Consider the following 24,413-nt stretch of genomic DNA (forward strand, 5'->3'; position numbering starts at 1 on the left):
CTTCCAGCCCAGTCTCACGCAATTATGCCTTGTTGTTGGGACTTGATTTTCACTAGCAAAATGCCTATTATTTAGTAAGTAATAAATTTTCGAATGGAGGAAATTATGTCAGAACAGTATTTTGATCCAAAGTTAAAAATCTTTGCTTTGAATTCAAATAAACCATTGGCAGAAAAAATCGCGGACGCCGTTGGGGTTAAGTTAGGTAAGACCTCGGTCGATCGCTTTAGTGATGGCGAAATTCGCATTAACATTGAGGAAAGTATTCGTGGTGACCAAGTTTATATCATTCAATCAACTTCCGCTCCTGTTAATGATAATTTGATGGAACTATTGATCATGATTGACGCCTTACGTCGTGCGAGTGCTAAGACCATTAACGTGGTTATTCCTTATTACGGATATGCGCGTCAAGATCGGAAAGCCCGTTCTCGCGAACCAATTACCGCTAAGTTAGTTGCAAATATGCTGGAAACAGCCGGTGCAACGCGGATTTTGGCACTCGATCTTCATGCTGCCCAAATTCAAGGCTTCTTCGATATCCCGTTAGATCACTTGATGGGTGCGCCACTGTTAGCTGACTACTTCCTGAACCACCACTTGGATGAAAATGCTGTGGTTGTTTCACCTGACCATGGTGGTGTGACTCGGGCACGTAAATTAGCTGAATTCTTGAAGGCACCAATTGCAATCATTGACAAGCGTCGACCACGGGCCAACGTTGCCGAAGTTATGAATATTATTGGTGACGTCAAGGGTAAGCGGGCCATCATGATCGATGATATGATCGATACGGCCGGAACGATTACTTTAGGTGCTCAGGCACTGGTTGATGCGGGTGCAACTGAAGTCTATGCTAGTTGTACGCATCCGGTTCTGTCTGGTCCTGCCATCGAACGGATTGAAAAGTCACCAATTAAGAAATTAGTTGTGACGGATTCAATTGAATTACCAGCTGCTAAACGAATCGATAAGATCGAACAAGTTTCAGTTGGTCAATTAATGGGGCAAGCAATCAAGTTTATCCATGAAAATAAACCAGTTAGTCCATTATTTAAGAATCGTTTCCATAACGAAGAAAATTAATCGACGAAGCGTCAAATTGGCAATTGCTGATCTGACGCTTTTTAAGTTGCAGTAATTTCTAAAAGTGATAAAGTAAAGGTGTTGTTTGGTGGGCATTGTGACCTAGTCAAAGTTGGACTGGACGCCGGATATCAGCGAATCTTTCGTTTCGGCGTGTTTCGACATTAGTTAGGTGATGGCGCGGAACGGATAACGGACCAACGTCGGGTTACCGGCGCCTTTTTTTATCCATAAACACTAGCACGAATCCTTAAAATGATTACAATATAAGTTAAGGGGGTGTTGCGATGACACCATTTTATTGGGGTAGTTTAGCCCTTGCTAGTGCGGTGACTTTGCAATTAACGGACCGGCGGCATTGGTTAACGGGACATCTTTTTTTGATTGCAGTTATCGGCATTTTGTTAAGCGCTTACTATCGTTTCAGTGCGCAGGCAAGCCCCACTTGGCAATTTATGCTGGTCGGTGCAAAAATCGTGGCTTATACGTTATTGCCGATTGTGATTTTGATCGTAGGCATTAGTTTTGTCAGGTATAGTTACCGGCTGATTCGTAAGGAAGGCTGGGCGTTTCATTACAGCTTGCTAGCAATCGTTGGTGGCGTATTAGTCATAATGTTGATTCTATCAGTCATCAACTTAGGCGTTTGGCACTCACGGCGCTTATGGCAGTTCTTAGGCCTGGCGTTGTTATTGACGGCGTATTTTGCGTTCAGCTTTTTCGCCTACCTATTAGCTTGCGTCACGACCAGGTTGGGTCGGCACCGACAAATCGATTACATGATCGTCTTAGGCGCGGGATTGATGCCGAACGGCCAGCCAACGCGAACACTAGCATATCGGCTTCAGGCGGCAGCGAAGTACTACCGGGCGCAGCGGGCGCGTTATCATCAGCCAATCACGATCGTTGTTTCGGGTGGTCAGGGGCCTGATGAAGTCATGGCTGAGAGTACCGCAATGCGGCAGTACTTGGTTGATCAGGGGGTTCCCAGAGACGCCATTCAAGAAGAAAATCGGTCAACGTCGACGATTGAGAATCTAAAATTTTCGCACGCACTAATTGTGCGGCAGCAACCGTTTTATCGCGCCGTGATTGTCACGAGCGGCTATCATGTTTTACGGGCTAATATTTTTGCTCGGCAGCTGCACCTGAACTTAACGGGAATCGGGGCGCACACCCCACTGTATTATTTGCCATTTGCTATGTTTCGGGAATACTTGGCCTTAATTGTGATGTATCGGTGGGCCAACTTAGTGGCGGTACTTGGTTTAACGGCTTATTACGTGGCGGCGTTAGTTAGGTTAATTTAGTATAATCGCGTCTCGGAGCTTTGAAAAAACTGACATTACGATTAATGGTATAATGGAGAATGATAAAAAGGAGGGGTTTGCCGTGGATCATGCCTATCGATCATCTTGGCCACTGTTTGTAATCGTCCTGATTGGATTGATTACACTTTCAGGCTGTGCCAAAAATACCGGAGGCGTAACCGCAAGTTCGGCCACGACCGCAACTGGTAACAGTACAACGGCCGTTTTAACCAAAGCTGATCAGCAAATTTCGCAACAAAAAATTGCCGCTGCCCAGAAGACTTTAGCGGGTGCTTCTGAATCAACTCCAGCGATCAAAAAGTTAGCCCTTGGGTTAAAGTATTATCAGGAAGCTGAAGAAGCGCTTGATAATAATCAGCTCAGTCTAGCAAAGGGTTACTTTGACACGTTAAGTAGTTATGATGGCACGACTGACGCCAGTTTTATTGCAGCTCGGCAGAAGCTTGTCAAGCAGTACCAGGCGGTCAAGCTAGCCAATGGTTACTATAACGCTGCCCGTGATGAATTAAGTATCCATGATTTGGCCACTGCGAAGGCCAATATTGATAAGTTGGACGATGTGCAAGCGACACATCCGGTTATCAAAAAATTACAGAAAAAAGCTTTGGCCATGAAACAAGCCATTATGAATTATGAGGCGTCGCAATCGACTAGTTCTGGCAGTGATAGCTCAACGGTCGTCAGTTCAAGTTCTACGTCTAGTGCGAGTGATAGTAGTGCGTCCTCAAGCAGTACGAGTAGCACTAGTGCCGATAGTTCAACGATGACAAGTTCGTCGAATAGTAGCACGTCTACCAGTAGCAGTTCTTCAGAGCTGACGACTTCGGCGATCATCAAACAGTTTCAGGATGCGTCCGGTGTTACGTTTGCTTCGGATACCGAATTTAATATCACTAAGGAGACTAGTGCTTACTATCAGATTACCGCAATTTATGCGGCGGATGAGTCTAGTTCCTCCGCTTCCAAGACAGTAACGGATACTTATCGTTACTATCCGGATAGTGGTAGTGTTACTAAGGAAAATAGTGCAACTGGTAGTTTCGAATAACCAGCATTAAAAAGTGACGATCAGGTAATGACTGATCGCCACTTTTTTGCTTGACTGGATTATTCGAGAAATGCTGAGTAATCATAGTAGTGGTAAAAAAAAGCAACGCTAACGGCGCGTTAAAACGCGCTATTAGCGTTGCTTGAAATTAGTTTGAAAAGTCGCTTAGGCGAGTGCCCAAGTGTTAATGGCGTGTGCGACCCCGTCTTTAACGTTAGTCTTGGTTTCATAACGGGCGATTTGCTTGGCCTCATCAATGGCGTTACCCATCGCAACACTGTTGGTCGCGTAACGTAACATACTCAAATCATTTCCCCGATCACCGATTGCCATGACGTCATCGGGACTTAAGTGCAAATGGTCGGCCAATGTGGCTAGGGCGTTACCCTTGCTAGCGGCGGGATTCATGAATTCTAAGAAATACGCTTCTGAGCGAACAATGGTAAAGCGCTTGGAGAATGACGCTGGTAATTGCTTGATGGCTGCATCCAGTAGTGGGCCGTGATCGATGAACATGCACTTGACGATTGGTAAGTCTGGGCGCATTTCTTCGGGCGTCCGGAACCGAATCGGCATGTTGACGAGGGCACTTTCGCCGACCGTATAAGGGCTGATATTTCGATTGGCGGTGTAGATATGGTCTTCACTTTCAACGTGACAATGGATATTAAGCTTGCGGCTGAGCGTTTCAATGTCGATGTAATCGTCATGTGATAGCGTCAGTCCCGTGATGATCTTACCGGTGATGGTCTGAACCATTGAACCATTAAAAGTGATGACGTAATTACCTTCACCAGCGATCCCCAGTTGCTTTAAAAAGGGCGTGACGCCACTTAATGGCCGTCCCGTACAAATGACGACTTTGATTCCTTGCGCATTGGCGGCGTTGATTGCTTGAACGGTTGCGGGATTTAGTTCGCTGTGCTCATTGAGTAAGGTGCCGTCCATATCGATGGCGATAAGCTTGACTGACATAATAATAATTCCTCCAAAATTAGTGTGGTACGACCAGACGATCGTTTAAAATATATTGCTGAAATTCTTGGTAAATTGGTTTAAATAAATCGTTTTCGGCGTTTTTGCTGAGCATTTCTTTTGGAAAGAAAAACCGCTGATCGCCAGAGACTTTCCCGGTGATAGCTCGCACTAGGTCACTGACGGTGGATAGTTCGAGTAAGGAACCGTCTTTTTGTTGCAGTTCAATCTGGGTACGCGGCTTCTTCATCTTAGGATCATAGGCGTCGTAAGGGAGATCGTAACTGTCGTTGATGTCAGTGTAGTAGTGCGTATCAAAGCCGGCTTGTTCAATTAATTTTTGTAACGTTGGAATTAGCGGCTGAGTCGTTGCATCGACCCGGGCTGATTTTAAGGGACGCCGGTCTAAGAAACGGGTTGCGAGGTCAGCGAGAATTTGATCACGGCTATCACGCCAATGGCTGAAATAAGTGTTTAAGACGCCATCGTCTAACCGTAAATAATCGTGTAACGTAAAGTTATTGTTGAAAAACGGCAATAACATCACTGGTGTCGCTTCAGCATCGACCGCGTGGCTTTGATAAAGATCGTTAGCCCGCTCCAGTAGGCGATCGAGGATGACTTCCATGGAACGTGATACTGGATGGAAGTAGACTTGCATGTACATCTGGAAGCGACTGACAATGTAATCTTCGACCGCGTGCATGCCTTCCATTGCAAATGTAATGCCGCCTTGATACGGCTTCATAACGCGCAAAATACGGGTCAAATCGAAATTACCGTAATTCGTACCCGTGAAGTACGAATCTCGCAGTAGGTAGTCCATCCGGTCGGCATCGATTTGACTAGAGATCATCTGGACGACTTGGGGATTCGGATACGTTTTTTGAATGACGGCTGCAACTTGGGCCGGGAAGTCAGGTGAGACTTGCTGTAAGACCTGATTGACCTCGGTTTCAGGTGATGTCAGAATCTGAACAGTCAGGGCTTCATGGTCGGTGTGGAAGATGTGCTCGAACGTGTGTGAGTATGGCCCGTGACCGATATCGTGTAACAGGGCGGCGCATAGTGCGACCAATCGCTCGTGGTCATCCCAACCACCGTCACCAGGGGTCTGGGTCGGGTAGTTACGTTCGAAGTTATCGCAAATACGGCGGGTAATCTCATAAACACCGAGGCAATGCCCAAAGCGGGAGTGTTCCGCACCGTGGAAAGTCAGCGAGGTCGTACCGAGTTGCTTAATGCGGCGCAGTCGTTGAAATTCCGAGGTGTTGATCAAATCGAGAATGACTTGATGTTGGATATAAATATAATCATGGACCGGGTCACGAAAGACTTTCTCCATGGGTAATAGTTGCTGGCGATAGGCCAAATTAATTCCTTCTTTCAGTGATGCAAGCGTTGTTGTCGCCGTTGCATTTGTTGATAGGCTTGATTTAAGTGTGCTTGAAATTCAGGTTCTTCGGTGACTAACGGCAAACTCGTCGTGTCGACCGTCCCATGTTGAGCTAGGATGGCGATAAAGCGAGCTTGTGCGGCGGTAGTGTCAGTCGGCGTTGCCAAAGTGTCGGCAACGGTCGTCATGACTTGTGGATCAACATCTGGAAACCGCTCGTCATGGTGACCGGCTAAGCTGACTTGGTAAAAACGCTGAATGAGTTGACTACGGGCCATCTGATCGCCATCAACGCTGACATACAGCATGATGACCAGCGCTTCGGCAGTGCGCCGTTGCGACATTCCAGCAATTTTACGACCGGCAATACTCAAATCATAATCACCGGGACAATAGGAGCGTGTAATCTCACCAGTCGTGATATTTAATTGTGGCCACACTGCCTGAACGTAGTCGACCATCAATTGGTATGCCGCTGTAATTGAATAGCGTTCACGAGTTGCTGGGAGAAATAAGGAGACGTTTAGTACACCAGGGTCAGCAACTACGGCTAGCCCACCTGAATTACGGAGCATGACCTGATAACCGGCAGCGTGTAGATCTGCTAAGCCAGCAGTTAGCCGTGGCAAGCGTTGGTCTAATAGGCCGAGAATGACGGTTGGCTGTAACTGCCAGAAATGAACGATTGGTTGCTGACGAGCCGCCGTTAACCACAGCAGGGCGTTCGTGTACGCAAAACTATCCAGCATCGCTGCCGGTTCGTATTTTTGACTCAAAGTTGCAATTGTTGATTCTGTCAAGAAAGCCACCCCGTTATCCGCTATTGCCGGACACGAGGGATGTTTCGTGATGAAACCGCCACCGTTGTCCGTATCATCACCAATTATACTAGAAAAATGGTACCGGTGCATTGGCTTAGACAAATCAACGTAATCCGTAGCATGCCAGCATTAGGATGAATGCAACGTGCAAGTTAGTTGGCTTTTTGTTCGTCAGCAACGTGCGGCCTATTTCGACCTCCGGAGCTGAGGGACAATTGTTGGAACACAGCCGACTCAAAAAGTTTACGCGAGTTCGAACTTTTCCCAGCAGGTCTAAGTTGACCGCTTTTAGTCCTATTTTTAGTTATTTTGGCTTGAATGGCTTATAATTAAACAGGAAGTTTTACGATGGGCGTGATGAGAGTCGCGCGGTCGTGAACGCTGAAAAGGATATAGCGAGTGTGGTAACACGGTGATCGTAGACGGGCGTTCAGCGTGTGATTTTGAAATATTAGGAGGTCCAACTATGGATGATTTAACAACTGGCGTGCCAGTGGCGATTCATTTAGAGACGCAGGCGCGGCAAGATGACGATACGGCGAACTATGCACTGGATGTCGATGGTCAACTAGTTCAGATGGGTGACGCGTTTTATTTACGGTATAAGGAAGTTAACGATGACGCGCCAGAGCCGATTCCAGTGACGATTAAGCTGGCAGCTAATGGGGACGTCGTGTTGACGCGGAGTGCGGAGAACCGACTTCGGTTGCACTTTTCCAATGGTAAACGGGTGCGTGCTCATTATCAAACACCCATGGGGATGCTACCTGTTGAAACGGTGACGCCGATGTTACGAGTACGGCTACGTGAACGGCCATTTTCAGGTGAGGTGAACGTTGATTACGATTTATACGCGGGTGAACAGCTACTTGGTAACTACAAGTTGCGATTGCAATTCACGGCCTAATTTGGTATTATGTACTATAAACTGTGGAAAGGACGTGCACCAGTTTGGAACTAAAACAATTTGATGGACAAAAAAAGTCCGAATTATCTTTAATCGAGGTTGCTCACGCGATCTTATCACAACATGGTGATGTGATGGCTTTTGCCGACTTGACCAACGCTGTGCAATCATATTTAGGTAAAAGCGACGAAGAAATTCGGGAGCGTTTATCACAATTTTATACCGATCTTAATATCGATGGTAGTTTCATTTCGCTCGGTGACAATATGTGGGGCCTGCGTGCATGGTACCCATTTGAATCCATTGACGAAGCCGTTATTCATACGGACGATGACGAAGATGAGGATCGGCCAAAGCGCAAGAAGCGTAAGAAGGTTAACGCCTTCTTGGCCGATGCCGGGGATGATGACGACGTGATCGATTACGATGACGATGATCCCGAAGATGACGATAACTACGATGACGATGATGATCAGGACGACGATACTGATGATTCAGCAAGCAGCAAGTACGATGAACTTGCGGGTGTTGATGACACAGACGACGATGTTGCTGATGAAACGTTGCCAGACGGTATCGAGGGTCAATTATCAGAGTTAAATGATGACGATGATGATGACGACTACGATGACGAAGACGACGAATCGAAATAAGCTTTTCAAGATTTTTCCTTGACGAAAAGGGAATCTCCTTGTATTATCTTATTTGGGCTCTCTGGTAGAAATACCTGAGACAAACGATCGTATTAGCTCCCTATTTCTGCTGAAATAGGGAGCTTTCTTTATTTATACCACCCCACGAAATAAATCTTTAAGGAGTTATCACATGACCAAATATATTTTTGTAACTGGTGGCGTTGTGTCATCCATTGGTAAAGGTATCGTCGCTGCTTCGCTAGGGCGTTTATTGAAGAACCGGGGCTTAAAGGTCACGATTCAAAAGTTTGATCCCTATATCAACGTTGATCCTGGTACGATGAGTCCTTATCAACACGGTGAAGTTTTCGTGACCGATGATGGGACCGAAACTGACTTAGACCTTGGACATTATGAACGGTTTATCGACATTAACCTTAATAAATATTCAAATGTTACCACCGGTAAGATTTATTCAGAAGTTCTGCAAAAGGAACGGCGGGGCGATTATTTAGGCGCCACGGTGCAAGTGATTCCGCATATCACGAACGCTATCAAGGAAAAAATCATGCGCGCTGGTACGACGACGGATTCCGATATCGTGATTACTGAAATCGGTGGGACGGTCGGTGATATCGAATCCTTGCCATTTATTGAAGCGCTACGGCAAATGAAGAGTGATTTAGGTTCCGACAATGTCTTCTACATCCATACCACGTTGATCCCATATTTACGGGCAGCTGGTGAAATGAAGACGAAGCCAACGCAACATTCTGTTAAGGAATTGCGGAGTTATGGGATTCAGCCGAACATGTTAGTTGTCCGGACTGAACAACCAATTACGCGGGAAATGCGGAATAAGATTGCGTCCTTCTGTGACGTGGAACCAGAAGCAGTCATTGAATCCTTAGACGTTAAGACGATTTATTCAATTCCGTTGAATGTTCAGAAACAAAACATGGACCAAATCGTCCTTGACCATTTTGATGTACAGGCACCTAAGGCCGACATGAGTGAATGGATTGACTTAGAACATCATGTCCAGAACTTATCACGGACCATCAAGATTGCGCTAGTCGGGAAATACGTCGCTTTACAGGATGCTTATATCTCAGTGACGGAAGCATTGAAGCATGCTGGCTATACGGATGATGCCGACATTGATTTGAAGAAGATTTCTGCTGAAGATGTTACGCCAGAAAATGTCGAAGAACTACTCGGCGATGCTGACGGAATCTTAGTTCCTGGTGGCTTTGGTGATCGGGGAATTGAAGGTAAGATTACGGCAATCAAGTATGCCCGTGAAAACGACGTGCCATTCTTAGGTATCTGCTTGGGAATGCAAATGGCCAGTGTCGAATTTGCACGTAACGTACTTGGATTGAAGGATGCTAACTCTGCTGAAATCGATCCGAAGACGCCGGACAATATTATTGATTTGATGGCCGACCAAGAAGACGTTGAAGACATGGGTGGAACGCAACGTTTAGGCGCTTACCCTTGCAAGCTGAAGCCGGGAACTGTGGCGGCTAAAGCCTATCACAATGAAGAAGTTGTGATGGAACGTCATCGCCACCGTTATGAATTCAATAATAAGTATCGTGAAGCAATGGCTGCTAAGGGCATGGTCTTCTCCGGAACTTCGCCTGACAACCGGCTCGTCGAAGTGATTGAATTACCAAAGAAGCGCTTCTTCGTGGCCTCACAATACCATCCAGAATTCTTATCACGGCCTAACCGTCCAGAAGGGTTATTCAAGGCATTCATCGATGCCGCTAACCAGACTGGTAAGATGAAGGCATAAATTCGAAATATAAGTGCTGTCAAAAAAACGCGTACTAGCTTGAATGGCTGGTACGCGTTTTTTGCGTGGTTATGGGGTGGTTTAGAATATCAAAGTTCCAACAATGCGGTAGCAGATTGGCTATCAGTAATCAAGACATTAGCATAGCCGCCCATTAAGGCACCGTGAATGGATGGCACTTTCCTACTAGATCCCGCTACCAGAATCGCGTATTTTTTATGCTTGAGTGCTTCCAACTGAATTCCGACGGTACGCGCATTGATTGCGGAGTCAGCAATGGTCCCATCTTTGGTAATAAAACGAGAGACGATATCACCAACAGAAGAAGATTGAAGCCGCTTGATTTCTGCAGCGTTTAGGTAGCCTAGATTGAATAGCATCGCATCCGAGCGCACGGTTCCGCTGGTAAATAGGGCGATATTGGTTGCTTCACCGGCTCTGATGATTTGAGAAATAAACCGATCGTCGAGGACGATTTTTTTAGTGACGGGATCATCAAAAATTACCGGTAGCGGTAGTGTAACTGCGTTAGTATGATAGGCCGCGCTAAATTTGGTGACGATATCGTTGGCGAAGTTGTTCATATCAGAGGCAGCGACACTTCCTTTTAATTGAACAATACGAACGTCGTTACGGGTACTAATATGCAAATGATCTGCAACCGCTTTGATCGTCTTTCCCCAGCTAATCCCGATGGAATCGTGGTCTTGTACGATGGTTTGCAGATAATCAGCAGTCAATTCTCCGAGTTTTTCATTGATGAGTTGACTATCGTTGCTCGCATCAAAACTAATAAGGACTTTTTTTAAATGATACTTATGTTCTAATTGTTGTGCTAAGGTCCCTAAATCTTTTAATGGATCGGCAATTTCAATTTTAACCAGGCCAGTATCTTTGGCATAACTTAGGAGTCTTGAAATTGTCGGCCGAGAAATTTGGAGCTGTTTGCCAATGTCACTTTGGCTTAGGCCATCTTCGTAGTAGAGGTGACAGACCTTCAAGGCGAGTTTTACCTTATCTTGATTGATTGCTTTTTCCATATCCTGACTTCCAATCTTTGAATAACACTTTAATTGTATTCGTTAGTTTATGATTAATTATTTTTTGAAATCATGACTGTTTATTTAACTGCGAATAAGGTGATCAAACAAACCGTTTTTCAGCAGATAAAGTCGATGGTAGTGCAGATGGCTGATCAATCTAGCCTGAGTTTGATTGCTGAACAGTCCGTTGTTGATAACCCTTTTCAGTATAGCATAAACGCCAAAGTGAACAAAATTTCAAATGCGGTGTTTACAAATGTTCAATTCGTGATATACTGAAGTTGTTAAAAAGAAAGGGGTTTCATTAATCATGAAATTGAATCGTTATTTAGATCACACGTTATTAAAACCGGAAGCGACTGAGCAACAAATTGATCAGGTAGTACGGGAGGCACTCGAAAATCACTTTTATTCAGTTATGGTCAATCCATACTGGGTCAAGCACGTCCATGCGCAACTTGCTGGTTCGGATGTTGCGACTGCATGCGTGATTGGTTTCCCTCTGGGCGCGAATACAACCGCCATTAAAGTTGCGGAAGCCAAACAGGCAATTGCTGACGGTGTGGATGAGCTGGATATGGTCATTAATATCGGCGAATTGAAAGGCGACCACTATGATGAAGTTCAACACGACATTGAAAGTGTGGTAACCGTTGGACATACGGCTGATAAGGTCGTCAAAGTGATTATTGAAACGGCGCTGTTGACGGATGGGGAAATCGTTAAGGCCAGTGAAATCGTTGCCGATGCACACGCTGATTTTGTGAAGACATCGACTGGATTTTCAACCCGTGGTGCTTCGGTTCATGATATTAGTTTGATGAAGGGTGCCGTTCAGGATCGAATCGGGGTCAAAGCATCTGGGGGAATCCATACACGCGATGAAGCATTAGCGATGATTGATGCTGGAGCAACGCGCCTCGGTGTATCAGCAAGTATGGCAATTATTGGTAAGTAGTGATGGCTGAATGATGGCGCACCATTCCAGTTTAAAAAAGAAAGCGCTAACATCAAGGAGGGGAACCATGCAAAAGTTATTTCGGGGTGTGATTAAGCTATCAGCCCATGAGCAAGATGATGGTTATTTGGATAAAACACCGATTTTCCAGTTCATGCTATTGTCATTACTCATTCCTTTGTGGGCTGCGGCAGCCAGCTTAAATAACATCTTAATTACGCAATTTAAGACTATTTTTGAATTGAATAATGCAACGAGTGCCTTAGTCAACAGTGCATTTTATCTGGGCTATTTCGTCATTGCGATTCCAGCTAGTCGGGTTATCAAAAAGACGTCGTATAAGTTAGCAATCGTAATCGGACTGAGCTTATTTACGATTGGCTGCTTGCTCTTTTTCCCAGCGTCTCACTTAGCCACATACGGGGTGTTCTTAATTGCATTATTTGCCATTGCATGTGGACTTAGCTTTCTGGAGACGAGTGCGAATACGTTCAGTACGTTGATGGGACCTAAGTCGGCCTCAACCGTTCGACTAAATATTTCACAAATCTTTTATCCGATTGGTGCAGTCGTTGGAATCCTCCTGGGTAAGTATTTGATTTTCAACGATGGTGCTAGCCTGGCAACGACCATGGCAAAAATGCATGGTGCTGCTCGGTTAGCCTATGGACAGCGGATGTTACAGCAGACGCTGCTCCCGTATAAATATCTGATTGTGGTGTTACTTGTTGCAATTTTTATCTTTGTTTTGACACAGTTTCCAAGTGGCAAGCCTAAACAACGTTCAGATCAAGCAGCCGCAAAATCAGCTGGTGTCGGTGAAACGCTACGTTATTTGATTCATAATAAGGACTTTACGAAGGGGATTGGTACGGAGTTTGTGTATATGGGCATGCAGACGGCGGTCTGGGCATACACAATCAACTTAGCGATGAGTTTTAGTAATCGTATCAACGAGCGCGATGCCTCAACCTTTATGATTTATACCTATATTGCATTCTTCTGCGGCAAGCTATTGGCGACCGCGTTAATGAAACGGTTTGCAACGGCGCAAGTTCTGTTTGGATTTTCAGTAGTGGGGACCCTCGCATTAGGCTATGTTACCTTTGTCCCTAATGAGTCAGCGGTCTATCTGACGATTTTGGCGAGTGGCTTGTTCGGTCCGGGGTGGCCAACAATTTATTCACAAACGCTGGATACGGTTACTGATAAACGCTACACGGAAACTGCGGGAGCAATCGTTGTCATGTCGATTATTGGTGGTGCTGTGACGCCGTTGATTCAAGGCTTGATTGCGGACATGACGGGTTCTGTTTCGTTGTCATTCATTATCGATGTTATTAGTTTTGCAATTGTAGGTAGTTATGCACTTAGTTACTACAAGCGTCATCAGGCAGCGAGCGAAGTCACACATATGGAGGAGCTATTATGAAAACAATTAAGTTATCGCATCAAATGTTTAGTCAATCAGAGTTTGAACTCTACAAAGATGATAATTTCAGTGCAAAAACATTTCTATATCCATCTGGAGTAGAAGGCTTGCGACTGACGAATCAGCGTGGCGAATTAGTCGTGCTGCCATTCATGGGATTGATTATCTGGGATGTGGTCTTTGACGGTATTTCCTTGAAAATGAAAGATATGTTTTCCCAACCATTGCCGGGTAAGGGTATTGCCGACACGTATGGCTGCTTCCAGTTTACGTCTGGATTACTAGGAAATGGAACGCCTGCACCTGAGGACGATTATCAGTTACATGGCGAGTTTCCAACCAGTAAGATGGCCCATGCCTATTTGACGATTGGTGAAGATACGTTGACGATTCATGCAGATTTTGAATATGTCAAAGGTTTTGGCGATCATTATTTAAGTGAACCTTCCGTCATGATGCGAGCAAATTCTGGACTGTTTGATATTAATCTAGATGTGACTAACTTGTCACATGCGCAGGCGATGCCGCTTCAGTATATGTGTCATATGAATTATGCATACGCTAAGAATGCCCATATTGAACAGAATTTACCGGATGAAGCATTTAAACTCCGGAAAACAGTCCCTGCTCACGTTCATCCAACTGATGCATGGTTGGCCTATAACGACCAACTAAAAGCATCCGGAGAATTGATCAATGATTTAACGGATGAAGCGCACTATGATCCCGAAATTGTGTTCTTCTCTCGCGACTTAACGCAGTATACCGATGAAGCCGAATTTAGAATGCATTTGGATGACTCACATAACTTTTTGACTAAGTTTAAGACCGAACAATTTCCAATTGTGACACGGTGGCTACTCTACAACGCGGACCAACAAGTTGCAGCGTTTGCCTTACCGGGCACCAGTACACCAGAAGGCAAAGCAGCTGCGACCAAAGCTGGAACGCTAATTATGTTGGAACCACAAGCAAAACGGCACTTTAGTGTAACGACCGGATTAGAAAAGTAGGGGGACGATAACATGGCAGATGTTACAGTAATTGGCTCTAATATGGTTGATTTGACAACTTATATCGGGCGGATGCCTGTCGAAGGCGAAACGATTGAGGCGCCAGAATTCAACATTGGCTACGGGGGTAAGGGTGCTAATCAAGCCATCGCGGCGGCACGCCTAGGTTCAGATGTTAATTTTATTACGATGGTTGGTAATGATGGGTTTGGACAAGAACAACTCGCTAATTATCAAAAAAATGGTATTCGTACGGATGGTATTGGCATTGGTCATCAAAATAGTGGGGTAGCCCCGATTTTCGTAGATCCAAGCAGTGATAACCGTATTTTGATTATCAAGGGGGCTAACAAGGAACTGACTCCCGCTGTTTTGGATGAAAAACAGGCACTAATCAAGAATAGTAAACTAATTGTGCTGCAACAAGAAATCTCGCTAGAGACTAATTATCACGCCATCGATCTAGCACAACAATTTGGAGTGCCAGTTCTCCTTAATCCAGCTCCTGCTAACAAGAATTTGAATATTGACTATGTCTCGAAGGTTGCGTTCTTTACGCCTAATGAAACAGAATTAGCTACGCTAACTGGGTTACCAACAAATAACCTGGATGAGATCAAGGTCGCGGCGTGTGATTTGATTAGTCGTGGCGTTGAAAATCTGATTATTACGTTGGGTCATAAGGGCGCACTCTGGGTTACTGAAAACCATGCAGAAATCGTCCCAGGAATGAAGGTTAAAGCTGTTGATACGACTGGCGCTGGGGATTCATTTATTGGTAGTTTTGCCCATTACTTTGCACAGGGTGAAGCCATCCCGGACGCGTTGAAGCATGCGAACCAGTATGCAGCCATGACAGTGATGAAAAAGGGAACCCAAAAGTCATATCCGACGGCGGCAGAACTTTCAGATTTGTTAGCTGCTGCAGTGGATTAAATGAATTGCAAGTGTTGTCATTATCTGACTAAAGCTCAGATAATCTGAACGCTTGCTTTTGCTTGTCCATCAAAAATTCGCTATAAAAATCCTCAAAAGTCGTAACTGGTATTGTGCTGATAATAGTGGCTATACGTGTTGTGTTAGTTATCCTTTAGCATTAAATGTGATTAAAAAGTACCAATTGGTTGGCTTATTGTTAGTCTGCCGAGGGTTGCCCAGAATGTCTGGAAGCCGGAGTAGGACGCCCCCGCAACAGTAGGTTTACGTTAACTCGCACTGTTTCTAGGGGGCTTCAGCTGGCTGCTTTTGAATTAGAATGTTAATCCTCATTCAAGACCCAGTGAAATAATTAAGACTGCAATAAATGATTCTATTAATAATAGAAAAATAAAATGATGATAAAAAACTATTGACAATAATCGATGGGAGGTCTAGATTATAAGTGTAAATTGAAAGCGCAAACATAATGGGCTAGTAGTTAATCTGATTATTTAGAAAGCCAACGGTTGCTGAAAGTTGGTTGATTGGACTGATGAATCCGCCATTTAGCGTTTGGCCTCGTCTTTAAGAGGTCGCGGTGAGACGATATACTCGTAGAGCAGTAAATTGGGTGGTACCACGTTGGTAAAAAAACGTCCCATAGTCTTTTAGGCGAAGACTATGGGACGTTTTAATTTTAAGGAGGTTTTTCGTATGTTAAATCCAAAGTTTGTTCGTAATAACCCAGAACTTGTTAAGGCTAAGCTCCAGACACGGAAAGTCGATCCGGCTGAGGTTGATGAATACTTACAGTTAGACCAACAAAACCGGGATGCGATTACTAAGGTTGAAGGCTTGAAGAAACAGAAAAACCAGTTGACGGAACAAATTGGGCAAAGTGATCCGCAATCGGAAGCGGGCCAAGCCCTCATTCAACAAGTCAAACAGCTGAACGGTGATATTAAGAGTACGGAAGCTGCTCAGACGGAAGTAAACGATCGGCTTCATTACTTAGCGATTCGCTTCCTGAACTTACCTGCTGATGATGTACCAGTCGGTCCTGACGAAGATAGCAACGTTGAGATGCGTAAGCACGGTGATATTCCAACGTTTGATTTTAAACCTAAGGCGCACTGGGAATTGGGTGAGAGCTTAGGAATCCTGGATTTTGATCGGGCAGCGAAAGTCGCGGGCGCACGTTTTGTTTATTATAAGGATGCGGGTGCTCTCTTAGAACGGGCGGTTTACAGCTTTATGCTGGATCTGCACACACAAAAGCAAGGGTACCATGAAATTATTCCGCCATACTTGGTGAACGCTCAGACGATGTATGGGACTGGCCAATTTCCGAAGTTCAAAGAAGACGTCTACACGGTTGAATCTTCAGGAATGACGTTGATTCCAACGGCTGAAGTACCGCTGACCAATTACTATGCGAATGAAATCTTATCTGAAGATCAGTTGCCAACGTACTTCACGGCGATGACCCCTTGTTACCGGTCCGAAGCTGGGAGTGCGGGGCGTGATACCCGGGGCTTGATTCGTATGCACCAATTTCACAAAGTCGAGATGGTCAAGTACTGTAAACCTGAGAATTCATACGATGAGCTCGAAAAATTAACGGATAATGCCGAAGAAGTGTTGCGCGAATTAGGGCTTGCATACCATGTTATCAAACTTTCAACGGGGGATACTGGTTTCTCATCAGCCAAGACCTACGATGTGGAAGTATGGATGCCAGAACAAGGCGTTTATCGGGAAATCAGTTCATGCTCTAACTGCTTGGACTTCCAAGCACGGCGGGCGATGATTCGTTATCGGAAAGCTGATGGAACGGTCGATTACGTCCACACATTGAATGGCTCTGGACTTGCAGTTGGCCGGACGGTGGCTGCGATTATGGAAAATTATCAACAAGCTGATGGGACGGTTAAAATCCCTAAGGTACTCCAACCATACATGCATGGTATGACAGAGATAAAATAAAATTATTATGAGAATAAATTATCATTCAAATAATTCAGTTGAATGTTAAACTTAATATCACTAGGATTGAGATGGATACAGGCTAGGTCTGTTATGATAATCTCAGTCCTTTTTAATTTGATATCAAAAATATTTAATCTTGCTAATTAGACTCACATGAACGATAATTGTCACCATGATAACATTTTATCATAAAGAAAAGGTTTTCACGGCGCTAAAGTGATATTTGTCACAAAGTAGCGTTTTACAGCGAGCTACGACGTCAAATCTAAGTAGGAGGGTTATTCATGCAGGTTATGTTAACACATTCTCTGGTGTGACCAGAACAACGTTATAAAAAGGAGACTTAACAATGACGAATATATTTAAGGGTTGGAGAAAAAATGATACTTTTTGGATGCTGAGTTTGTTCGGAACCGCGATTGGGGCCGGCGTGTTGTTCTTACCGATTGGGGTAGGTACGGCAGGTATTCTTGGTATTATCATGATACTTATTTTGGCTTTGCCAACCACGTTCTTTGCTCACAGGGGCCTGAGTAGGTTTGTCCTGTCGGCTAAAAATGATGGTGATGACATCACTGATGTTGTTGAACAACATTTTGGTTTTAAGATTGGATTGCTTTTTACTATTATTTATTTCTTCTCCATTTATCCAATCTTGTTAGTTTATTCTGTTTCTATTACGAATACTGTATCGAAATTTATTACTGACCAAATGCACATGCAAACACCACCTCGTTGGTTGTTGTCACTTGTACTTGTTGGGATCCTCATTGGAATTGCTCGCTTTGGCACCTCTTTGATTACCAAAGTTATGAGTGGCCTGGCCTTCCCATTTATTATTGTAATCGTTCTGTTTTCCTTTTATCTTATTCCGCATTGGAATGGCGCAATCCTCTCAACATTTTCCAGTTCTGTATCTGGGGGACACTTGGTTGGAACGTTAGGAAACTTGTGGTTACTTATTCCTGTCATGATCTTTTCGTTTAACCATTCGCCAATCATCTCTTCGTTTTCCGTTGCCGAACGTAAAGAATATAGTGGGGAAGGCAAGGACAGAGTCGATAAAAAGATTTCGACAATTCTATTGTCGGCCGAAACGTTGATGGTCATTGTCGCAATGTTCTTTGTTATTAGTTGTACATTGGCGTTGACTCCAGACCAAATCCTTGAAGCTAAGAATGAAAATGTCTCGATCCTTGATTACGTTGCGACTGCTTTCAATAACCCAATTATTAAATATGTTTCTCCCGTAATTGCCTTTATTGCAATCGCCAAGTCCTTTTTAGGACATTATCTAGGAACGAGTGAAGGCTTACGTGGGATTATTCGTAAGATGGAAGAAAAATCTGACAAGACGCTTCCGAGTCGAACTGTTTCGACAATTGTTGATCTGGTTCTGCTACTAAGTGCCTGGATAGTTGCCTGGATCAATCCTTCCATTATGGGAATGATTGAAACCATCATTGGACCAATCATTGCGTTCATCTTGTTCTTGATGCCAATGTATGCTATTCATAAAAGTCCTAAGTTACAGCAATATGCCGGCAAACACAGCAATGTCTTTGTTGTGGTCATTGGTTTAATCGCAGTTAGTGGTATCCTGTTCAATATCATCAAATTGTTTGTTTAGTAATCTGACTGAAATACGAGATGAATTCACATTGGTTAATATGATTGAAGCCAATTTTTGTCATAAGTCTCGTTGCTGGTGTTGTTGACGAGATTCTCGTGACGGTGTTGGGGGTTCGTGAGGGTCACGAATCGAATGGCCATACTTGAGGCTGAATTAATCACAGCGGCGGAATTAATTCAGAAATGAAAGCTTTGATGCAACGGCTGTATGCTTTCTCATCAGTACAACTGTGGTGCTTGCTTGTGCCGTAACTTCAAGATTCATAAAGTTTCAAAAACGGTGTACTGACGATGAATGTGCAATGAAGCGCTAGTTGCCCGTGCCAAAGCTTAAGTTAACGTGATGATTCAAATAGGAGGATGACTAAAATGACGGTGAATTACAAGAGTGTTTTTGATATTATTGGCCCGATTATGATTGGACCATCCAGTTCCCATACTGCGGGGGCGTGTGCGATTGGGCGAGCAGCGAATAGCATTTTTCGGGACAAACCGACAGATATTGTCATTCATTACTATGAATCATTTGCGCAAACCCACAAGGGCCACGGCACGGACTATGCGATTATTAGTGGCATTCTTGGCTTTGATCCTGATGATAGCCGGGTTCCGTATGCCATTGGTTTGGCCCGGGATCAGGGGATGAACATTACCTTTATCGAAGAGCCTGGCGATAGCCCAATCAACCACCCGAACACCGCCATTATTGACTTGAAGAATGATGATAAACAAGTGACGGTCGCTGGATGTTCAATCGGGGGCGGGACCATCGAAATTCGTGAAATCAAGATGGATGGTTTTGATGTTAAACCAAAAGGGCCACTTCCTATCTTGTTAGTTCAGGGTGGTGAGAATGACCATCAGCACGTGACTAAACAGTTGGCTGACCTGACTAAAGTAAACGACCAACAGCAGTACAAGACGGCTCGGGGCAATTTATATGAATATGATTTAGATCGCCGTCTCAAACAGGATGAAATCAAAAAATTAGCGCAGGGTCACACGAATCTAGTTTACTTATAACCAGGGAGGTCAGTTATCATGTATATGAGCGTAGCAGAACTAGTAACAGCGGCCAAGAAAACCAAGAAGCCAATCTACGAATTAATGATTGAACAAGAGATGGAAACATCGCAAACGAGTCGCGAAGAAATCTGGCACACGATGGGCCGGAATCTAGACGTCATGGAAGCGGCTGTTAATAAGGGGGCTGCAGGCGACGGGGTCTATTCAACGACTGGTTTAACTGGTGGTGAAGCTGTTCTTTTGAAAAAGTATCGTCAAAAAGGGCACACCTTATCTGGCGATACGATGATGCAAGCTGTTCAGAACGCGATTTCAACCAATGAAGTTAATGCCTCGATGGGCGTCGTGTGTGCGACACCAACGGCCGGATCGACGGGGACACTACCTGGTGTGATTTTCACACTGAAGGACCGAATGAACCTCAACCGTGACCAGATGATCCAATTCCTATTTACCGCTGGCGCCTTTGGGATGGTCATTGCTAATAATGCTGGGATTGCTGGTGCGACTGGTGGTTGCCAAGCTGAAGTTGGTAGTGCCTCTGCGATGGGTGCGGCCGCCGCGGTTGAAGTGGCTGGTGGGACGCCTGAACAAAGTGCCGAGGCTTTGGCGATGGCAATCAGTAACTTGCTGGGGTTAGTGTGTGATCCCGTTGCTGGGCTAGTTGAATTACCGTGTGTTAAACGGAATGCGATTGGGGTCGGTAATGCGTTGATTGCGGCGGACATGGCTCTGGCTGGCTGCACGAACAAAATCCCAGCGGATGAAGTCATTGCAGCGATGGATAAAGTCGGTAAGGGCTTGCCAAAGGCACTTCGGGAAACTGGATTGGGTGGTTTAGCAGCGACACCGACCGGTCTTCGGATGAAGGAAAAGATTTTTGGACGATCGACCGATTCACAAGTTCATGCATAAAAGTGTCGCGAAAAGATGATGAGCTGACTAAAGGCAATATCATCTTTTTTGTTTAAATGTTTATATCGTTACATGTATTAACATTTTATCAGTGTGATAAAATAATATTAAGTCATAACGTTGTAAAAAAATAGTGAGGTGAGTGCCGTTATGCAAAAACCATTAACAGCTGAGCAAGAATACGTGCGCGAGTTTATTCCGTTTGTTGATTTTTTAGCAGATATCTTAGGCCCCAGTAGTGAAGTTGTCCTGAACGACTTGTTGGATTTAAACCACTCCGTTGTGGCAATTCGTAATTCCCACATATCACATCGGCAAGTTGGCGATCCTGCAACTGACTTGGCGTTGCGGACGATGAAGGCCGGTAAAACTGAAAAGCGGGATTATCTTGCCAATTACAAAGGTGTTTCGCAAGGCAAGCACTCACTACGATCATCAACTTACTTTTTACGATTAGATGGTGAAATCGTCGGGATGATCTGTATTAATACGGATGATAGTGCCCTAGACGACCTGCAGGAACAAGTGTTGAAGGTAATGGCGAGCTACAAACATTTGAACTCACCAACGATTCATCAACTTAAAGGAACACCAGCTAACGAGAAGACCCATGACACGCCGGTCGCGCCGGAACATCTAACCACCTCTATCACCGATTTAGCTCGGGAAGTGACCCAGGCGGTCTGTGCAAAGTATGGCGTCTCTGTAGAATACTTAAAGCAAAACGAAAAATTAGAAATCGTTCGTAGCTTATACCACCAAGGCTACTTCCTGCTGAAGGATTCAGTTAGCGAAGCCGCCAAAGTGCTCAAAGTCTCTGATCCGAGTGTTTATCGTTATTTGCAGACCGTCAAGGATGAGGATCTCCAGCAGGATTGAACGATGCAATTGTAAGCGATTAACGGCATGACCCTCGTCAAAATTTAGTTCAAGTCATAGTGACGGAACTGTGAGAAAGCTAATCTGAGTTCCCGGACAGGTAGGGATCATGGTCACCACCGTAAAAATGCGGCAGCCAACACAACCAGTTTGTGTGCGGGCTGCCGCATTTTAAGTAGTTAAATAAACTGAGCAATCAAATCCCCCGTTGTTCAGTGGTGGCTGGTCGCAATTGGTGTGGCGATTAGTGCCAGGGGAGCGTGTGTTTTTATGTGATTCAGGTTGGAACGTAGCCCCTTTTTATGATGATTTGGTTAGAATGACATCTTTGAGGATGTCAGTGGGAATTTTCTAGGTCTTATCAAAAGGGGGATTAAAGATTTTATTAATTTGGTTATCAACTGATTATTATCATAATAAATCTCATGCAATTTTCATTAGCTGACAGCGAGTTGAAAGGCTGATGTAGCGGGGGTCAATTGCGATTATTATCAATTATCAAAGATTATCAAATCGTATCATGGACCGTTGATCGGCGCATTATATGGTATTATGGTGAATAATAAATGGAGGTGATGCCAATGTTGACACCGAACGAAATTCGACACCGGTTACGACGCGATTTGGTTACAATTGCCGAAGCTTATCAGATTGGCTTTGAGAGCCGTTTATACACGGAAGCCGAGTATGAAAACTTAAAGCAGACGTTATTGCAGTTGCGTGAACTTAATATGAAACCTCAACATATGGAACAGCTACTTGCGATTAACGGGTAACGGAAGGTTATTAATTAAATAAGGAAGTGATTAGTCATGAATACTGATAGTCCATCAGGTTCAATTCAGTCCAGAGAGTGCTAATGCCAGTGAAATTTATCACGCGCATTAGCACTTTTCTATTTTTCTATCGGGCGTTGTGCTAATAATCGTTCTGGGCGGGGCATGATTAAAGTGGAACGTTTAATTGAATTATTATTCGGCATCATCGCGCTCCCAATCATCGTATGGGGTACATAGTATGACAGCAGCAAAATTAGTGAGGAATAGTGACGATAATCATGTGACTATGTTAACTGTTAATATCAGAATAAACTGTGTGATATCGGCGACTTTGACGGCACCTTAAATTGCGCAGATTTAGCTTAATTATCTTACCAAATCATTCATGAAAGCGCTTGAATTAGTCGAGTTGATGATTTTATTGGGTAAAAAGATTACAGTTTCCTGATATTGGTTGTATTTTTGACAGACATTCTTTATTATGGTTAATGATTGTATGATACAGTGTGACACTTATTTAGCGAGGAAAGTTATGTTATGAAAAAAATGATAATCCATGGCGGAAAACGACTTTCTGGGGAATTAACGATCGGTGGCGCAAAAAATAGTACCGTCGCACTGATTCCTGCTGCGATTCTTGCAGACACTCCGGTCCAATTCGATACGGTTCCGCACATCTTAGACGTTCACAACTTACGGCTCATCTTAGAGTCGATGAACGTCCATTCCACTTTTGAAAACGATGTTCTAACAATTGATCCAACAAATATTGAAGAATCTGAATTACCAAGTCATGCCATTAAAAGCTTGCGGGCTTCTTACTACTTTATGGGGGCCTTACTCGGTCGTTTTAACCGTGCAACGGTGACTTTCCCTGGTGGTGATAATATTGGCCCACGACCAATTGATCAGCATATCAAGGGGTTTAAGGCGCTCGGTGCTAACGTCGTTGAAGAGAATGACTCTGTCTTTATCTCAACGGGCACAGAGGGCCTTCACGGAGCGCGTATCTTTTTAGACGTGGTTTCCGTTGGGGCGACGATCAATATTATTTTGGCTGCCGTCAAAGCGCATGGTACGACGACGATTGAAAATGCGGCTAAAGAGCCTGAGATCATTGATTTAGCGACCTTTTTGAATAATATGGGCGCTAAAATTCGGGGTGCTGGTACCGACGTGATTCGAATCGAAGGCGTTCCGGCACTGCATTCGCGGGCAACCCATACGATTATTCCTGATCGGATTGAGACGGGAACGTATCTATCCCTGGCTGCTTCGATTGGGGACGGTATTTTGCTAAAGAATGTGATCCCTGAACATATGGAGTCATTCACGGCAAAACTAGTCGAAATGGGTGTTGATTTACAGATTAATGAGGATAGTATTTACGTCCCACGGTCCAATGATTTGGACCCAATTCGGGTTAAAACGATGACTTACCCAGGCTTTGCCACTGATTTGCAACAACCAATCACCCCGTTATTATTACGCGCTAACGGTAGTAGTGTGGTGATTGATACGATTTATCCGCAACGCACGCAACACGTTGAACAGTTGCGTAAGATGGGGGCGGACATTCGCGTTCAAGATAACTTGATTGTCGTGGGTCATTCTTCCCACTTACAAGGTGCGCATGTCGAGGCCGGCGAGATTCGGTCTGGGGCGGCGCTAATGATTGCTGGTCTCGCAGCTAGTGGCGTGACGGAAATTAGCCGCGCTGACAATATTCTACGTGGCTATGATCGGGTCATCGATAAATTGCATACACTTGGTGCGGATGTGGAAATTGCAGCTGACGAAGAAGTTCCCGAAAACTAACGATGTAC

Annotated in this window: 21 protein-coding genes; 17 read left to right on the plus strand and 4 right to left on the minus strand. The window is 44.5% G+C overall.

All coding sequences use genetic code 11. The features are described from left to right. Positions 1-105: 105 nt before the first annotated feature. The 3 genes from V7R88_RS01830 (at position 106) to V7R88_RS01840 (ending at position 3,465) form a co-directional block, all read left to right on the plus strand. Positions 106-1,086, plus strand: a complete 981-nt coding sequence (locus tag V7R88_RS01830) for a ribose-phosphate diphosphokinase (RefSeq protein ID WP_003643830.1) — start codon at positions 106-108, stop codon at positions 1,084-1,086. A gap of 287 nt (positions 1,087-1,373) precedes the next feature. After that, positions 1,374-2,396 (plus strand): YdcF family protein, encoded by a 1,023-nt coding sequence (locus tag V7R88_RS01835; protein WP_054397559.1) that lies wholly within the window; start codon positions 1,374-1,376, stop codon positions 2,394-2,396. 52 nt (positions 2,397-2,448) lie between these two features. Continuing rightward, positions 2,449-3,465, plus strand: a complete 1,017-nt coding sequence (locus tag V7R88_RS01840; protein ID WP_152707380.1) for a hypothetical protein — start codon at positions 2,449-2,451, stop codon at positions 3,463-3,465. Positions 3,466-3,630: 165 nt separating this feature from the next. On the opposite strand, the gene yidA is transcribed toward V7R88_RS01840, so the two are convergent. From yidA to V7R88_RS01855, 3 genes are read right to left on the minus strand one after another with little or no spacing between them, the layout of a single operon-like run. Beyond that, positions 3,631-4,440, minus strand: a complete 810-nt coding sequence (gene yidA / locus V7R88_RS01845) for a sugar-phosphatase (RefSeq protein ID WP_338816334.1) — start codon at positions 4,438-4,440, stop codon at positions 3,631-3,633. A gap of 19 nt (positions 4,441-4,459) precedes the next feature. After that, on the minus strand, positions 4,460-5,812 hold the full coding sequence (locus V7R88_RS01850) for an HD domain-containing protein (RefSeq protein WP_054397565.1): 1,353 nt from the start codon (positions 5,810-5,812) through the stop codon (positions 4,460-4,462). A 14-nt stretch (positions 5,813-5,826) separates the two neighbouring features. Next, positions 5,827-6,759 carry a lipoate--protein ligase family protein gene (locus tag V7R88_RS01855; RefSeq protein ID WP_338816336.1) on the minus strand — a complete coding sequence of 311 codons (933 nt, stop codon included), beginning with the start codon at positions 6,757-6,759 and terminating at the stop codon, positions 5,827-5,829. A 364-nt stretch (positions 6,760-7,123) separates the two neighbouring features. Here V7R88_RS01855 and V7R88_RS01860 point away from each other — a divergent pair, with 364 nt between their 5' ends. The 3 genes from V7R88_RS01860 (at position 7,124) to V7R88_RS01870 (ending at position 10,003) form a co-directional block, all read left to right on the plus strand. Further along, positions 7,124-7,564 (plus strand): DUF1934 domain-containing protein, encoded by a 441-nt coding sequence (locus tag V7R88_RS01860; protein WP_003642040.1) that lies wholly within the window; start codon positions 7,124-7,126, stop codon positions 7,562-7,564. A 44-nt stretch (positions 7,565-7,608) separates the two neighbouring features. Next, positions 7,609-8,217, plus strand: coding sequence for a DNA-directed RNA polymerase subunit delta (gene rpoE / locus V7R88_RS01865; protein ID WP_003642041.1), 609 nt, complete (start codon positions 7,609-7,611; stop codon positions 8,215-8,217). Positions 8,218-8,389: 172 nt separating this feature from the next. Beyond that, positions 8,390-10,003, plus strand: coding sequence for a CTP synthase (locus tag V7R88_RS01870; protein WP_338816337.1), 1,614 nt, complete (start codon positions 8,390-8,392; stop codon positions 10,001-10,003). Positions 10,004-10,092: 89 nt separating this feature from the next. Here the strand turns inward: V7R88_RS01870 and V7R88_RS01875 are convergent, their stop codons facing one another. After that, positions 10,093-11,043, minus strand: coding sequence for a sugar-binding transcriptional regulator (locus V7R88_RS01875; RefSeq protein ID WP_338816339.1), 951 nt, complete (start codon positions 11,041-11,043; stop codon positions 10,093-10,095). A gap of 313 nt (positions 11,044-11,356) precedes the next feature. On the opposite strand from V7R88_RS01875, the gene deoC reads away from it, so the two are divergent. The 11 genes from deoC (at position 11,357) to V7R88_RS01930 (ending at position 24,405) form a co-directional block, all read left to right on the plus strand. Then, positions 11,357-12,004 carry a deoxyribose-phosphate aldolase gene (deoC, locus tag V7R88_RS01880; protein WP_338816340.1) on the plus strand — a complete coding sequence of 216 codons (648 nt, stop codon included), beginning with the start codon at positions 11,357-11,359 and terminating at the stop codon, positions 12,002-12,004. 67 nt (positions 12,005-12,071) lie between these two features. Then, positions 12,072-13,436 (plus strand): sugar MFS transporter, encoded by a 1,365-nt coding sequence (locus tag V7R88_RS01885; RefSeq protein WP_338816341.1) that lies wholly within the window; start codon positions 12,072-12,074, stop codon positions 13,434-13,436. Then, positions 13,433-14,449, plus strand: coding sequence for an aldose 1-epimerase family protein (locus tag V7R88_RS01890; protein WP_338816342.1), 1,017 nt, complete (start codon positions 13,433-13,435; stop codon positions 14,447-14,449). The genes V7R88_RS01885 and V7R88_RS01890 overlap by 4 nt, the downstream gene beginning before the upstream one ends. 12 nt (positions 14,450-14,461) lie before the next feature. Next, positions 14,462-15,385, plus strand: a complete 924-nt coding sequence (rbsK, locus tag V7R88_RS01895; RefSeq protein ID WP_338816343.1) for a ribokinase — start codon at positions 14,462-14,464, stop codon at positions 15,383-15,385. Positions 15,386-16,081: 696 nt separating this feature from the next. Next, positions 16,082-17,353, plus strand: coding sequence for a serine--tRNA ligase (gene serS / locus V7R88_RS01900; RefSeq protein WP_338816344.1), 1,272 nt, complete (start codon positions 16,082-16,084; stop codon positions 17,351-17,353). A gap of 352 nt (positions 17,354-17,705) precedes the next feature. Then, positions 17,706-18,986: an aromatic amino acid transport family protein gene (locus tag V7R88_RS01905; protein ID WP_063723801.1), complete on the plus strand. Its 1,281-nt coding sequence runs from the start codon at positions 17,706-17,708 to the stop codon at positions 18,984-18,986. A 371-nt stretch (positions 18,987-19,357) separates the two neighbouring features. Continuing rightward, a complete protein-coding gene (gene sdaAB / locus V7R88_RS01910) occupies positions 19,358-20,011 on the plus strand; it encodes an L-serine ammonia-lyase, iron-sulfur-dependent subunit beta (protein WP_063723800.1) in 654 nt (217 codons plus the stop codon). A gap of 18 nt (positions 20,012-20,029) precedes the next feature. Further along, entirely contained in the window at positions 20,030-20,929 is a 900-nt protein-coding gene (gene sdaAA, locus V7R88_RS01915) for an L-serine ammonia-lyase, iron-sulfur-dependent, subunit alpha (RefSeq protein ID WP_054397576.1), read from the plus strand. Between the two features lie 150 nt (positions 20,930-21,079). After that, positions 21,080-21,808, plus strand: a complete 729-nt coding sequence (locus V7R88_RS01920; RefSeq protein WP_003642048.1) for a helix-turn-helix transcriptional regulator — start codon at positions 21,080-21,082, stop codon at positions 21,806-21,808. Positions 21,809-22,389: 581 nt separating this feature from the next. Then, positions 22,390-22,584, plus strand: coding sequence for a hypothetical protein (locus V7R88_RS01925; RefSeq protein WP_338816345.1), 195 nt, complete (start codon positions 22,390-22,392; stop codon positions 22,582-22,584). A gap of 540 nt (positions 22,585-23,124) precedes the next feature. Next, entirely contained in the window at positions 23,125-24,405 is a 1,281-nt protein-coding gene (locus V7R88_RS01930; RefSeq protein ID WP_003642050.1) for a UDP-N-acetylglucosamine 1-carboxyvinyltransferase, read from the plus strand. The last annotated feature ends 8 nt before the right edge of the window (positions 24,406-24,413 follow it).

Source organism: Lactiplantibacillus argentoratensis, from assembly GCF_037290055.1.
Taxonomy (GTDB): Bacteria; Bacillota; Bacilli; order Lactobacillales; family Lactobacillaceae; genus Lactiplantibacillus; species Lactiplantibacillus plantarum.

Bases quoted from the DNA above. Each gene is read 5' to 3' on its own strand.
- V7R88_RS01830 (WP_003643830.1), top strand. From the start codon at position 106: ATGTCAGAACAGTATTTTGATCCAAAGTTAAAAATCTTTGCTTTGAAT.
- V7R88_RS01835 (WP_054397559.1), top strand. From the start codon at position 1,374: ATGACACCATTTTATTGGGGTAGTTTAGCCCTTGCTAGTGCGGTGACT.
- V7R88_RS01840 (WP_152707380.1), top strand. From the start codon at position 2,449: ATGGAGAATGATAAAAAGGAGGGGTTTGCCGTGGATCATGCCTATCGA.
- yidA (WP_338816334.1), bottom strand. From the start codon at position 4,440: ATGTCAGTCAAGCTTATCGCCATCGATATGGACGGCACCTTACTCAAT.
- V7R88_RS01860 (WP_003642040.1), top strand. From the start codon at position 7,124: ATGGATGATTTAACAACTGGCGTGCCAGTGGCGATTCATTTAGAGACG.
- V7R88_RS01870 (WP_338816337.1), top strand. From the start codon at position 8,390: ATGACCAAATATATTTTTGTAACTGGTGGCGTTGTGTCATCCATTGGT.
- V7R88_RS01875 (WP_338816339.1), bottom strand. From the start codon at position 11,043: ATGGAAAAAGCAATCAATCAAGATAAGGTAAAACTCGCCTTGAAGGTC.
- deoC (WP_338816340.1), top strand. From the start codon at position 11,357: ATGAAATTGAATCGTTATTTAGATCACACGTTATTAAAACCGGAAGCG.
- V7R88_RS01885 (WP_338816341.1), top strand. From the start codon at position 12,072: ATGCAAAAGTTATTTCGGGGTGTGATTAAGCTATCAGCCCATGAGCAA.
- V7R88_RS01890 (WP_338816342.1), top strand. From the start codon at position 13,433: ATGAAAACAATTAAGTTATCGCATCAAATGTTTAGTCAATCAGAGTTT.
- rbsK (WP_338816343.1), top strand. From the start codon at position 14,462: ATGGCAGATGTTACAGTAATTGGCTCTAATATGGTTGATTTGACAACT.
- serS (WP_338816344.1), top strand. From the start codon at position 16,082: ATGTTAAATCCAAAGTTTGTTCGTAATAACCCAGAACTTGTTAAGGCT.
- V7R88_RS01905 (WP_063723801.1), top strand. From the start codon at position 17,706: ATGACGAATATATTTAAGGGTTGGAGAAAAAATGATACTTTTTGGATG.
- sdaAB (WP_063723800.1), top strand. From the start codon at position 19,358: ATGACGGTGAATTACAAGAGTGTTTTTGATATTATTGGCCCGATTATG.
- sdaAA (WP_054397576.1), top strand. From the start codon at position 20,030: ATGTATATGAGCGTAGCAGAACTAGTAACAGCGGCCAAGAAAACCAAG.
- V7R88_RS01920 (WP_003642048.1), top strand. From the start codon at position 21,080: ATGCAAAAACCATTAACAGCTGAGCAAGAATACGTGCGCGAGTTTATT.
- V7R88_RS01925 (WP_338816345.1), top strand. From the start codon at position 22,390: ATGTTGACACCGAACGAAATTCGACACCGGTTACGACGCGATTTGGTT.
- V7R88_RS01930 (WP_003642050.1), top strand. From the start codon at position 23,125: ATGAAAAAAATGATAATCCATGGCGGAAAACGACTTTCTGGGGAATTA.